The following is a 12,667-nucleotide window of genomic DNA, read 5'->3' on the forward strand; positions in this document are numbered from 1 at the left end:
CTAGCTTGTTGTTTTGTCGCGTGATTCAGCCCGGCGGCGCATTCGCGCCTAGGGCCGTCACGCTCTAACCCCAACCCGAAAGGCAGCAGCGATGACGAAGACAGAATGGCGGCCGGGCCGCCGTGGCGTGATCGCGCTCGGTGCCGGCGCCGCGCTGATGGCCCCCCATGTCGCCCGCGCCCAGGCGCTGGTGGCCGGTGGCGAAACCATCGCCGATGCGACCCTGCTGGCCGCGGCGAAGGCGGAGGGGGTGCTGACCATGTATGGTTCGCTGCCCACCCGGAACTGGCAGGTCGCCGGCGATGCCTTCCAGCGCGAGACGGGCATACGCATCGACTACATCAACCTGATCTCGCCCCGCATCTTCGCCCGCGCCAATGCCGAATTCGCCGCCGGCCGGCTGACGGCCGATTGGGTGGACACCACCGAAGTGCTGATGGCCAAGGATTGGGCCGACCGCGGCCTGCTGCGCCAGCCCTACAAGGTGCCCCAGTTCGACCGCATGGCGCCGGAACTGCGCGATGCCGACGGCATCTGGTATTCCATCTTCCGCACCCCCTACGTCCTCTGCGTCAACACAGAGGTCGTGACACCGGACGAACACCCGAAGAACTGGCAGGACCTGCTGCATCCCCGCTGGCGCGGCCGCCTCGGCCTGCCGAGCATCGACAGCGGTGGCGCGCTGTTCAACGCCTATGCCTTCCTCCGCGAAAAATTCGGTGAGGGCTATCTGCGCGGCCTCGCGGCCCAGCGGCCAAAGATCTACCCAAGCTCGACGCCGCTGCTGACCGATTTGGTGCGTGGCGAGGTGGCGCTGACCTTCACCGCCCCCGCCTCCATCCGCAGCCAGTTGGACCAGGGCGCGCCGCTGCGCGGGATTTTCCCGGAGGAGGGCGTCAGCGCCTACCCCACCACCGGGGGCATCACCACGACCGCCCCGCATCCCAATGCGGCGCGGCTCTACCTCAACTGGATGACGAGCCTGCATGGCAGCAACATCCTCGCCTCCTCCGGCATCTATGGATCGAACCCGGATGCGCATGCGCCGACCGCACCCGGCTTCACCCTGCCCACCTCCGCCGGCGTCTGGACGATGCCGCTGGATCGCTGGGCCGCGCAGCGCGACGCCTACCTGACAAGCTGGCGAACCATCTTCGGCACACGCTGATGGCGCGGCGCAAACTCCGGCTCGGGGCCTTCTTCTCGATGCCGGGCAATCACCTCGCCGGGTGGCGGCATCCCGATGCGGTGCCGGACGCGAACACGAATTTCGCAGCCTATATGCAATTGGCCAAGGTGGCGGAGCGCGGGCTCTACGACGCGATCTTCTTTCGCGACACCGCCGCGGTGGCGGGGGCCGATGCGATGCATGCCGGGGACCGCAGCCGCGCGCGCCTGGCGCGCATGGTCGCGCTGGAACCGGTCATGGCCCTGGCGGGCCTGGCCTCCATCACCAAGAACATCGGCCTGATCGCCACGGCCACCACCACCTACAACGAACCCTACAACCTGGCCCGGCGCTTCGCGACCTTGGACCACATGAGCAATGGCCGCGCCGGCTGGAACCTCGTCACCTCGCAGTTCGAGGATGAGGCCGCGAACTTCGGCCTGAAGCACCACCCCGACCACGCCGTGCGCTATGCGCGTGCCGAGGAATTCTACGACGTCGTCGCGGGACTCTGGGACAGTTGGGAGAAGGACGCCTTCCTCTACGACAAGGCGGAGGGAATGTATTTCGACTTCGACAAGATGCATTTCCTGGAACACAAGGGCGCGCATTTCGATGTGCGCGGCCCGCTGAACCTGCCGCGCACACCGCAGGGCCGCCCGGTGGTGGCGCAGGCCGGATCCTCCGGTCCCGGCATGAACCTCGCTGCCCGCAGCGCCGACCTGGTGTTCACCGCGCAGTTGGAGATCGAGGAGGCACGCGCCTTCTACATCGAACTCAACGGCCGCCTGGCGGCACATGGCCGCCAGCCTGGCGACCTGCTGATCCTGCCTGGCCTGACCCCCATCGTTGGCCGCACCATGGCCGAAGCACGCGCCAAGCATGAACAGTTGCAGGAACTGATGCCGGATGATGTGGCGCTGTCCTCGTTGGCACGCCTGTCGGGCGGGTTGGACCTGCGCGACTTTCCGCTCGACGGCCCGCTGCCCCCGCTGCCGCCGACCAATTCCGGCAAGAGCCGCCAACAGCTCGCCATCGACCTTGCGAAGAAAGAGAACATGACCTTGCGCCAGATCGCGCGCCACATGGCATCGGCCGCCGGGCACCGCGTTCTCGTCGGCACGCCCAGCTACATCGCGGATGAGATGCAGTCCTGGCTGGAAGCCGACGCTTGCGACGGCTTCAACGTGATCTGCAACCACTATCCCGTGCCCTTCGTGGAATTCACCGAACAGGTCATCCCCGAACTCCAGCGCCGCGGCATCTTCCGCACAGCGTATGAGGGCGCGACCCTGCGCGAGAACCTGGGCATTTCCGTCCCCGCCAACCGCTACGCCGCGCCATGACAACGCCGCCGCGCCAGTTGAAGCTGGGTGCCTTCTTCACCCCGCCCGGATCGCATTACGCCGGCTGGCGCATGCCCGACGCACGCCCCGCCGACATGGAGTTCGAGGATTACGCCGACATGGCGCGCATGGCCGAACGCGGCCTGCTCGACATGATCTTCTTCCAGGACACCGCCGCCGTGGCCGCCGCCGCCGTGGACACGAAGGACGACCTGGAGGTGCAGACCGGCGCCGCCCGCGTCGTGCGGATCGAACCGCTGACCTTGCTGGCGGCGCTGGCGGTCGTGACCAAGCACATCGGCCTGGTGGCCACCGCCACCACCACCTACAACGAACCCTGGCACATCGCCCGCCGTTTCGCCTCCGTGGACGCCATCAGCAAGGGCCGCGCGGGCTGGAACCTCGTCACCTCGCAGTTCGAGCAGGAGGCCTTCAACTTCGGCCAGGACGAGCACGCCAATCATGCGGTGCGCTACGAACGTGCCTCCGAGTTCTACGACGTGGTCACCGGCCTTTGGAACAGTTGGGACGAGGGCGCGATCATCCGCGACAAGGACAGCGGGCGCTACTTCGACCCCGCGGGGCTGCATGTGCTGCGGCACGAAGGCCCGTTCTTCAAGGTGCGTGGCCCGCTGAACGTGGCGCGGTCGCCGCAGGGCCGGCCGATTGTGGCGCAGGCGGGGTCGTCGGAACCCGGGCGCAACCTCGCGGCCCGCACAGCGGACCTGACCTTCACCGCGCAGACCGATGTGGCGGAGGCCCGTGCCTTCCGCGACGACATGCGCGCCCGGGTCGTCGCCCATGGCCGGCACCCGGATGCGCTGAAGGTGCTGCCCGGGCTGAACTTCCTGGTCGCGGAGACGGAATCCGACGCGCGGGCGATGCAGGAACGCCTGATGTCCATGATGGTGGACCGCATCATCCTGCCTACGCTCTCGCGCCTGACCGGCGGCGTGGACCTGCGCGCCTATCCGCTGGACGGACCCCTGCCACCCCTGCCGCAGAGCAATTCCGCCCATGGCCGCCAGGCGATGCTGCTGGAGATGGCGGAGCGCGAGAACCTGTCCATCCGACAGCTCGCCCGCCGCTTCGCCACCGCCAACGGCCACCTGGTCTTCGTCGGCACGCCAAAGGCGATGGCCGAATTGATGGAGGAATGGCTGCGCGCGGATGCCGTGGACGGCTTCATGCTGCTGCAGCCCTATTTCCCGACGCCGCTCGACAATTTCGTGCGGCTCGTTGTCCCGGAACTGCAGCGCCGCGGCATTTTCCGGACCGCGTATGAGGGCACCACCCTGCGCGAAAACCTGGGCCTGCCGCCGTTGTAGCGGCTAAGCTTTTCCCTCCCAGGCCTTCGCCCGCTCCAGCAGCCGCCGCGCACGGATCACGATGGGCAGGTCGATCATGCTGCCCTCGAAGGCGACGGCCCCCAGCCCCTTGGCCGCCGCGGCGTCGAAGGCCGCCAGCAGCCGCCGCGCCCGGCCCAACTCCTCCACCGAGGCGCCGTATTCCTCGTTGATGATCGGCACATGCGCGGGATGGATGCAGGAGGTCGTGCCGAAACCCAAGCCCCGCGCGCGCCGCAGCCCGGCGCGATAGGCGTCGAGGTCGTTCAACTCGGCGAACTTGCCCATCGATCCCATCGGCAGGATACCCGCCGCACGCGACGCGGCCAGGCCCATCATGGCGAAGGGATACATGGAATCGGCCGAGGGAATGGCGCCAAGCTCCGTCGCCATGTCCTCGCCGCCGACGGACATCGCCGCCATGCGCGGATCGGCGGCGGCGATGGCGAAGAGATGCGGCAGCGCGGCCGGCGTTTCCACCAGGGCGATGAAGCGGGTGTGTCCCTCCGTCATGCCCAGGGCCGCCTCGCGCGCCGCCACCAGTTCGGACAGCAGGCGGATGTGATCCGCACCCATCACCTTCGGCAGCATCAGCGCCGCGACTCCCGGCATCACGGCGGCGGCGATGTCGGCGATGGCGAGGTCCAGCGGCCGGTTGATCCGCACGACCACATCGGCCCCACCCTGGGCCACGCGCGGCACGGCGGCGGCGACGGCGGCGCGCGCCGCGGCCTTGTGCTCGGGCAGGATGGCGTCTTCCAGGTCCAGGATGATGCCATCGGCGCCGCGGGTATGCGCCTTGGCGAGAAAACGTTCGGCGGTGACGGGCACGAACAGCAGTGAGCGCCAGGCGGGGGTCATGCGAAGACCTTCTCGGGTTCGACGATGGCGCCGGCGGCGACCAGCCGATCCAGATCCGCCTCTCCATAGCCCGCGCCGCGCAGCACCTCCCGCGTATGTTCGCCCAGGCGCGGAGCATGCAGCGCATCCTGCCGCATGCCGCCACTGAAGCGGTTCGGCGTGCGGGTGCGGCGCAGCAGCCCCTCGGAGGGATGCTCCTCCAAGGTGAAGAAGCCGGCATCCTGCAGATGCGGGTCGACCATCAGGTCCTCCAGCGAATTGTAGCGGGCGGCGGGCACGTCGCGTTGGCCCAGGATCTCCAGCCATTCATCGGTCGTGCGCTTGGCCAGCCCCTCGGCACGGATGGTGAAATATTCGCGCGCATTGGCGGTGCGCATGGCGGCGGAGCAAAAACGCGGATCGTCGCGTAGTTCAGGCTGGCCGATCGCCTCGAAGAAGGCGAAGGCCTGGGCGTCGGTATTCGGCCCCACGGTGATGTAGCCATCCTTGGTCGCCAGCGGCCGATAGTCCGGGCTCAGCAGGCGATTGTCGCCGGTCGGCCCCACCGGGGGCTCGAAGGTCGCGGCGCCCATGTGCTCGCTCATCACGAAACTCGCCATGTTCTCGAACATCGGCACCTCTATCGCCTCGCCCTTGCCGGTGCTGGTGCGGCGGAACAGGGCGAAGCCGATGCTCTGGGCGGCGATCAGCCCGGTGATGTGGTCGGTCATCACCATCGGCACGAAACGCGGCTCGCCCACCGCGCGGTCGAAGGTGGCTGCGACACCCGACAGGCTCTGGATCACCGGGTCATAGGCGGGGCGGTTCGCATAGCGTCCGTCGCTGCCGAAGGCGAGGATGCCGCAATGGATCAGCCGGGGGTTGGCCGCCGTCAGGGTCGCATGGTCCAGCCCCAGCCGTTCCAGCGCCACGGGGCGGACGTTGCTGACGAAGACATCGGCGGTCGCGAGCAGGCGCCGCATCGCCACCATGCCATCGGGGTGCTTCAGGTCCAGGCAGATGGAGCGCTTGTTGCGGTTGAAGTTGATGAACTTGCCCGACATGCCGGGCGTGCGGCTGCCCTGCGCCATGAAGCGCAGCAGGTCGCCGCCGGGCGATTCCACCTTGATGACATCCGCCCCCTGATCAGCCAGCGTCCGCGTGCAGATCGGCCCCACGACGATGGAGGTCAAGTCGATGACGCGCACCCCCGCCAGCGGGCCGCCGCTCATGCGCCGTAGTCCAGGGTCATCTCGGCCGCCAGCAGCCCGTCCTTGTCGGCGGCCCAGGCGCGCATCATCCCCCCCTCGGGCGCGGCCCCATGGAAGGTGACCGTATCGCCGACGAACAGCGGACGCGCGAGCCGCGCCGTATAGTGCCGCAGCGCCCCCGGCGCGCGCTTCAGCGCGGCATCCAGCAGCAGGTGCATGGTCAGCCCGCCATTCTGCACCACGGCCGGATAGCCCTCCTGCCCACGCGCATAATCGGCGTCGTAGTGGATGCGATGCGCGTTCCAGGTGATGGCGCCGTAGCGGAAGACCAGCACGGGATCGAGGAAGACCTCCTCCGCCCAGACGCCATCGGTCGGCGCCTTCACCGGCTGCGTCACCGGGCCGACGCCGCCCGGCGCCACGCCTTCGCGATAGATCGCGTCGAAATCATCCACCGCGATGATGTTGTCGCCGACCAGGATCGTGTGGCGCATGGTCAGCACCACGATCTGCCCGGTGCGGCCGGATTTGGGGGTGATGGCCGCGACCTCCACCTTCTTCACCGCGGCGTCGCCGACGCGCAGCCCCCCCATGATCTGCACGCGCCGCCCGGCGCCCATCCGGCGCGGCAGCGGGATCGGCGGCAGGAAGGCGCCTTTCTTCGGATGCCCATCGACCCCGATCACCGATTGCCGCGGCATGTCGGCGAAGAACAGCCCGTACCAATGCGGCGGCAGCACATCGCCCGGCATGAACCCATCCGGATCGAGGTCGAAGGTCGCGGCGATCCGGCGCACGGCACCGAGGGAAATCTCCTCCGGCACCAGGCGCGAACGGCCGATCCAGCCGGAGAGTTCCGGCATGGCGGCGGCGATGTCCTCGGCGGTGCTCATTCCGCCGACAGCCCCAGGCGGCGGATCAAGGTGACCCAGACCTCGCCACGCTGCCGGAGGAAGGCGGCGGCACTTTCCGGGGTATTGGGCGCGGCGGCCTCGGCGCCGACGCGGGCAAAGCCGTCCTTGACCGCCTGACTTTCGAGGGATTCGTTCAGTGCCTTGTTCAACCGGGCGATGATCGCGGGCGGCGTGGCGGCGGGGGCCGCCAGCGCGAATTCATTGACGCCGACATAGCCTGGCAGGGTTTCCGCCACGGTCGGCACATTGGGCCAGTTCGGGTTGCGTTCGACGCTGGTCACGGCCAGGGCGCGGATACGCGGGTCGTCCTTCACCGGCTCGGCCTCCGGCAGGCCCAGGGTGCGCGCCTGTACGCGACCGGCCAGCAGGTCGGTCATGCCCTGGGTGCTCTGGCGATAGGGCACGTGCACCATCTGGATATTGGCTTTCTCCAGCAGCAGTTCCATCGACAGGTGTGTCGTCGCGCCGATGCCGGAGGAGGCGAAGTTCAGCGCATTGGGCCGGGCGCGGACGAAGTCGATGAACTCGGCCAGGGTGCGGACCGGGATCGTATCCGTGTTGATCAGCACCACGTTTGGCGTGGTGCAGAACAGCCCGATGGTGGAAAAATCCTTCTGCCAGTCGTAGCTGAGGTTGCGGTAGAGCGCCGCATTCACACCCCCCAGCCCGCCGGTGGAACCGACCATGATGGTATAGCCATCGGGGGCCGCACGGGCGGTGATCTCGGCGGCGAAATTCCCGGCGGCGCCGGGCCGATTGTCGACCAGCATCCCCTGCCCCAGCCGCTGGGCCATGGCCCCCGCGATGATGCGGGACACCACATCCGTCTGCCCGCCGCCGCCATAGGGCACGACGAGGCGGATGGCGCGGTCCGGAAACTCGGCGCGGGCGATGCCGGGCGCGGCAAGGCCGAGCGTCGCGACGCCGGCGCCCAGGACGGTGCGGCGGCCAAATGGCAAGGATTTCATTGGGGGGACCTCCTCCGAACATGGTCCGCGCCTGGTTCCTGCCCGGCGCGCTTGCCGCATGCTTGCCACGGCAGGCGGATCGTTGTCCCTTCACATATGTGAAGTCGTCGGAGGGCGAGATGGCGGAGGGCATCGCGGTCAAATCCGCCCAGCGCACCATCGCGGCGCTGGAATTCTTCGCCGAGACCCATCGCCCGGCAGGTGTCGCGGAGATGGCGCGCCACCTGGGCGCACCGCTGTCCAGCACCTCCGTCCTCCTCGCCGGGCTGGCGCGCCTCGGCTACCTGGAACAGGACCCGATCGACCGCCGCTATCGCCCCACCCTGCGCGTCATGCTGCTGGGCGGCTGGCTGCAGGACCAATTGCTGGGCGAGAGCAGCCTGTTGCGGCTGATGAATGATCTGCGCGCCCGCACCGGCATGACGGTGCTGATCGGCCTGCAACGCCAGGCCGCGGTGCAATACATCCTGACCCTGCGCCGCCCCGGCGTGACCGAACAGGAGAAGATGCGCGCCGGGATGCTGCGCCCCATCACCCGCGCGGCGGTCGGCAAGGCGCTGCTGATGCTGAAGCCGGAGGAAGAGGTGGAGCGCCTGCTGCGCCGCGCCAATGCCGAGGAACCCGACCCCGCCCGGCGCGTGGTTCCCGCCGCGTTCCTGGCCGATCTGCGCGCCAGCCTGGCGCGGGGATGGACCGAGAGCGACGGGTCCATGGTGACCGGGCAGAGCGTGCTGGCCATGCCCCTGCCGCATCTGCCAGGCCAGCCGCCGCTGGCGATCGGCCTGGGCGCGACCTGCGAGGCGCTGGCGGAGCGGCGGGAGGAGCTGGTGGCGCGACTGCGGGAGGTCTGCGGCTTGCTCGAGGTCGCACGCAGTTAACCTGCATGCCCCGGCCCGCGGGTCGCGTTTGGGGGGTGCGCAACGCTTGCCGACGCCCAGGCCGCGGCGAGACGGGGAAGCCGTCCCTGGGCGCCGCAGGGATGATCCGGGCAACCGGCATTGGTGCAAGGCCGTGCCCTAGCTGTTTCGTGGCAGGCTCACGGCCTCGCCGCGCTCATCTGACAGATCCGCGGCCTCGTAGATGTCCATGATCAACCGCGCCTCCTCGGGCTTCACCAGCACCTCGCGGTCGCGGGCGCAGGCGTCGAGGAAATGCAGCGTCTCGTTCGCCATCGATCCCGCGAAGACGTGGTCCACCGCTTCGCCAGGCATCGACGACATCGGGTAGCGGATGCCATGCGCCACCGTGTTCAGCGCGACTTCCTTGTGGCTGTCGTCGACCGTCAGGGATCCTTCGGTGCCGATGACCTCGATCCAGGTGTGCGAATAGTTGGGATAGCCGAGCGGCAGGATCCAGCCCGCACCGACGTTGACCGTGGTGCCGTCGTCCATCGTGACCAGCACCCATTGATGGTCCAACGTCTCGCTCGTGCGGCGCATGAACTTGCCCGATGCCTGGGAATAGACCCGGATCGGCTTCAGCGGTTGCAGGCACCACATCATGAAATCCAAGTCGTGCGTCGCCTCCATCGCGGCGGGCGACAGGCGGGTGCGGCCGGTCACCTTGCTGCCCAGCTCCCGCGTCACGTTGCGGCTGACCAGGCAGGTCACCGGCTCGCCGATAAGTCCTTCCCGGATCGCCTTGCGAACATAGGCGAAGCGCGGGTTGAAGCGCTGCGAATAGCCGACCGTCAGCTTCAGCCCACGCTTGCGTGCGATCGCGATCAGTTCATCCGCTTCGGCCGTGGTCTGCGCCAGCGGCTTCTCCAGCAGGACATGCTTGCCGGCGAGCAGGGCGTCACGGCAGATCGGGTAATGCGTGCTCTCCGGCGTGGTGGAGATGAAGACCGCCTCGATCGCCGGATTGGCCAGCAGGTCACGATAATCCTCGACAGCACTGGCGGCGCGGCTGAGCGCCGCGACCTCCGCCAGGCGATCGCGCCGGATGTCGCAGACATGCAGCGCCCGCACCTGCGGATGGTCGGCCAGCGCCATGGCCCGCACGCCGCCCACCCAACCCACGCCGATGATCCCGATGCCGATCTGTTGCATGCTCATGTATTCCCCCGTGATGCGTTGTGTCAGGCCGCGAGAAAGGCGAGCGAGGCGCTTTCGCTCATGAAGGCCTCGGCGGTCGGTTCGCCGGCGAAGCGTTCGCGGAAATCGGCCGGCACATGGCCCGGTGCCAGATAGGTGCCGAGCCGCCGGCCCCAGTTCACCACCCGCAGCCCGGTTGCCAGGCGGTCGCGTTCATAGGCCGCAAGGCCCGAGGCGATGTCGCTGGCCGCGGTCAGGGTGCGGACCAGCGCCACGGCATCCTCGGCGGCCTTGGTGACGCCGGCGCCGACATGGGGGCGGGCGACGAAGGCGGCGTCGCCGATCAATGCGACGCGGCCGGCGACAAGGCGTTCCGACGCGATGTCGTAGATCGGTTGGAAGAACGGCTCCGGCGTGGCGCGCAGCACGGCGCGGAACTGCGGGCACAGGGCGGTTTCCGCATCGGCGCGCAGCCGCGCCGTCACCTCCGGCCGGATCAGCGGCGGGGCGATGGAGACCGCATGCAGCCGGCCGGTGGCGTCGGTGAGCAAGTCGGGCAGCTCATCCTCGCTGCGCGCGGGGCGGTACCAGACGAAGTTGTAGCGCCGGTGCCCTGGCCGAAGGTCATTGCCGATGCCCGCCACGGGATAGCCCACGATCTGCTGCCTGGGGGCCAAATAGAAGCCGAAGCAATCGGCAAAGCCGGGGCCCAGGGCGTCGATCAGGGCAGCCTCCGGCACCAGGCCGCGCCAGCCGACGTAGCCCGCGTACTCGGGCTGGACCTGCGGCCAGAACTGCCCGCGCACGGTGGAGCGGAATCCATCCGCACCGACCAGGATGTCGGCTTCCATGCGCCGCCCATCCTGGAACACCGCGGCGACGCCATCGGCCAGGGGCTCGACATGCCGCAAATCGGCCGCGGGGTGGTAATGTTCGTCGGGCAGCGCCTGCCGCAGCAAACCGTGCAGCCGGTCCCATGAGGTCACGGTCTGCGGGTGGTGCCGTTCGCCGACCACCGATCCATCCAGCGCGAAGGCACGTCGGCGCGTCACATGCACGCCCAGGCTGTCGTCGGGGTCGACACCGGCCAGGCGCAGCGCACAGGCCAGTTCGTCGTGACTGACAATGCCAGCACCCCGGCCGGCGAGGTCCGCTGCCCGTTCGAACACATCGACGCGCCAACCGGCACGACGCAGCAGAAGTGCGGCGAAGACACCACCCATGGAGCCGCCGATGACGATGGCGCTGCCACGATCGCTGCGGATCATTCGTCTGCCTCCATGGATCTAAAAATTATCTATTGATCATTCTATGGCGATGTTTATCATCTGACAACAGCGGGTTTACGGACCCGGCGAAAAGGGATGAAAACGCATGTTGCAGACGCTTCGGGCCGAAGGTCCGGCCTACGCCGCCTGGCCGGACCAGGTGCGTGCCGAGTTCAATCGCAACCAGGCCAATCCATGCGTCGGGACGACGCTGCTGTCGGAAACAGACCGTGTGCGGGTGTGGCGCGTGCAGGTGCCACCCGGCGGGCGCCTGCCGTTCCATCGCCACGTGCTCGACTACTTCTGGTCCGCCGTCACCAGCGGGCTTGCGCGGTCGCACCTGCAGGATGGTCGCATGATCGAGATCCCTGTCCTTGCTGGCGACACGATGCATTCGCGCTATGGTGCCGGTGAGTTCAAGTTCCACGACCTCGACAACATCGGCGACACGGAACTCATCTTCACGACGGTCGAGTTTCTCGACAGCGCCAATGCGCCATTGCCGCTGCCGCCGAATGTGCATCGCCACGCAGCCTGAAGGGCGCGTGGTCCGAGACCGAGGGAGGAAGAAAAATGTTCAATCGACGCAGCCTGGCCGGGCTGCCCTTGGCGCTCGCGGCGCCCCGGCTTGCCATCGCACAGGATCGCTATCCATCGCGACCCGTCCGCTTCATCAATCCCTATGGCCCAGGCGGCGCCACGGACATCATCGGTCGCCTGATCGCCGAACAGTTCCGCCAGATCTTTGGCCAGCCCTTCGTGGTGGAGAACCGGCCGGGGGCGGGTGGCATGATCGCCTCCGAACTCGTCGCGCGGTCGCGGCCCGATGGCTATACGTTGATCCTCGGTAACACGACGACGAACATGCTGACGCCGTTGCTTTACCGTGGCCGCGCGCCGGTCGATGTGTTCCGCGAGATCGTGCCGATCTCACGCCTCGCTGACCTGCCCGCCGTCGTGGCGGTCAGCACGGCGAACAATTTTGCGCCACGCACGGTGCGGGAAGTGATCGACTACGCCCGCGCCCATCCGGGTGAGGTCCGCTACGTCACGCCAGGGGCCGGCACCTATGCGCATTTCGATATGGAACTGCTGGCCAAGCGCGAAGGCGTGGAATTCACGCATATCCCGATGCCGCAAGGCGCCGGGCCGATCAACACGGCCTTGATCCGCGGCGATGCACAGTTGATCTCACTGAACGCCGCCGTGTTGCAGCCCTTGCTCGCGACCGGGCAGATCCGCGGTATCGCCGTCTTCTCCGATGGGCGCATGCCGGAATACCCGGATCTGCCGACCATGGCCGAAGCGGGGTATCCCGGCATCGGCACCGTGTCCTGGCTAGCGCTTTACGCCCCGGCAGGCATGCCGCCGGATGTGATGTCCGCGCTGCATGCCGCGACCCAGCGCGCGCTGGCCTCGGACGCTGTGCGCGAAGCCTTCCAGCGGCAGATGATCCGCGCCACCCCCAGCGCCAGCCCGGCCGAAGCGCTGGAATGGCAAAATTCGGAGATCACGACCTGGCGCCGCATCATCGCCGAAACCGGCATCGAGCTGACCGGCTAAGAAGGAG

General features: G+C 68.2%; 12 protein-coding genes. 6 read left to right on the forward strand and 6 right to left on the reverse strand.

Annotation, left to right across the window (positions count from 1 at the left end; translation table 11 throughout):
• The first annotated feature begins 91 nt into the window (after positions 1 to 91).
• Genes ACQW02_RS15940 through ACQW02_RS15950 form a run of 3 tightly spaced genes read left to right on the forward strand, consistent with a single transcriptional unit; the run spans position 92 to position 3,842 of the window.
• Complete coding sequence (locus ACQW02_RS15940; protein WP_431280900.1) at positions 92 to 1,168, forward strand: ABC transporter substrate-binding protein; 1,077 nt, start codon at positions 92 to 94, stop codon at positions 1,166 to 1,168.
• On the forward strand, positions 1,168 to 2,514 hold the full coding sequence (locus ACQW02_RS15945; protein WP_431280901.1) for an LLM class flavin-dependent oxidoreductase: 1,347 nt from the start codon (positions 1,168 to 1,170) through the stop codon (positions 2,512 to 2,514). The genes ACQW02_RS15940 and ACQW02_RS15945 overlap by 1 nt, the downstream gene beginning before the upstream one ends.
• On the forward strand, positions 2,511 to 3,842 hold the full coding sequence (locus ACQW02_RS15950) for an LLM class flavin-dependent oxidoreductase (protein WP_431280902.1): 1,332 nt from the start codon (positions 2,511 to 2,513) through the stop codon (positions 3,840 to 3,842). The genes ACQW02_RS15945 and ACQW02_RS15950 overlap by 4 nt, the downstream gene beginning before the upstream one ends.
• A 3-nt stretch (positions 3,843 to 3,845) precedes the next feature.
• On the opposite strand, the gene ACQW02_RS15955 is transcribed toward ACQW02_RS15950, so the two are convergent.
• The 4 genes from ACQW02_RS15955 to ACQW02_RS15970 are packed head-to-tail and all read right to left on the reverse strand — an operon-like array spanning position 3,846 to position 7,793.
• Entirely contained in the window at positions 3,846 to 4,721 is an 876-nt protein-coding gene (locus tag ACQW02_RS15955) for an HpcH/HpaI aldolase/citrate lyase family protein (protein WP_431280903.1), read from the reverse strand.
• Positions 4,718 to 5,932 carry a CaiB/BaiF CoA transferase family protein gene (locus ACQW02_RS15960; protein WP_431280904.1) on the reverse strand — a complete coding sequence of 405 codons (1,215 nt, stop codon included), beginning with the start codon at positions 5,930 to 5,932 and terminating at the stop codon, positions 4,718 to 4,720. Before ACQW02_RS15960 ends, ACQW02_RS15955 begins: the two co-directional genes overlap by 4 nt.
• Entirely contained in the window at positions 5,929 to 6,804 is an 876-nt protein-coding gene (locus ACQW02_RS15965) for an FAS1-like dehydratase domain-containing protein (protein ID WP_431280905.1), read from the reverse strand. Before ACQW02_RS15965 ends, ACQW02_RS15960 begins: the two co-directional genes overlap by 4 nt.
• Positions 6,801 to 7,793 carry a Bug family tripartite tricarboxylate transporter substrate binding protein gene (locus ACQW02_RS15970; RefSeq protein WP_431280906.1) on the reverse strand — a complete coding sequence of 331 codons (993 nt, stop codon included), beginning with the start codon at positions 7,791 to 7,793 and terminating at the stop codon, positions 6,801 to 6,803. The genes ACQW02_RS15965 and ACQW02_RS15970 overlap by 4 nt, the downstream gene beginning before the upstream one ends.
• 119 nt (positions 7,794 to 7,912) lie before the next feature.
• Here ACQW02_RS15970 and ACQW02_RS15975 point away from each other — a divergent pair, with 119 nt between their 5' ends.
• Positions 7,913 to 8,671: an IclR family transcriptional regulator gene (locus ACQW02_RS15975; protein WP_431280907.1), complete on the forward strand. Its 759-nt coding sequence runs from the start codon at positions 7,913 to 7,915 to the stop codon at positions 8,669 to 8,671.
• Positions 8,672 to 8,809: 138 nt separating this feature from the next.
• On the opposite strand, the gene ACQW02_RS15980 is transcribed toward ACQW02_RS15975, so the two are convergent.
• Positions 8,810 to 9,844 (reverse strand): Gfo/Idh/MocA family protein, encoded by a 1,035-nt coding sequence (locus tag ACQW02_RS15980; RefSeq protein ID WP_431280908.1) that lies wholly within the window; start codon positions 9,842 to 9,844, stop codon positions 8,810 to 8,812.
• A 29-nt stretch (positions 9,845 to 9,873) separates the two neighbouring features.
• Positions 9,874 to 11,097, reverse strand: coding sequence for an FAD binding domain-containing protein (locus tag ACQW02_RS15985; RefSeq protein WP_431280909.1), 1,224 nt, complete (start codon positions 11,095 to 11,097; stop codon positions 9,874 to 9,876).
• Between the two features lie 106 nt (positions 11,098 to 11,203).
• On the opposite strand from ACQW02_RS15985, the gene ACQW02_RS15990 reads away from it, so the two are divergent.
• A complete protein-coding gene (locus ACQW02_RS15990; protein ID WP_431280910.1) occupies positions 11,204 to 11,635 on the forward strand; it encodes a hypothetical protein in 432 nt (143 codons plus the stop codon).
• A gap of 35 nt (positions 11,636 to 11,670) precedes the next feature.
• Positions 11,671 to 12,660, forward strand: coding sequence for a Bug family tripartite tricarboxylate transporter substrate binding protein (locus tag ACQW02_RS15995; protein ID WP_431280911.1), 990 nt, complete (start codon positions 11,671 to 11,673; stop codon positions 12,658 to 12,660).
• Positions 12,661 to 12,667: the final 7 nt, after the last annotated feature.

Origin of the sequence: Humitalea sp. 24SJ18S-53 (assembly GCF_050632385.1) — a bacterium.
In the GTDB taxonomy this organism is placed as follows: Bacteria; Pseudomonadota; Alphaproteobacteria; order Acetobacterales; family Acetobacteraceae; genus Humitalea.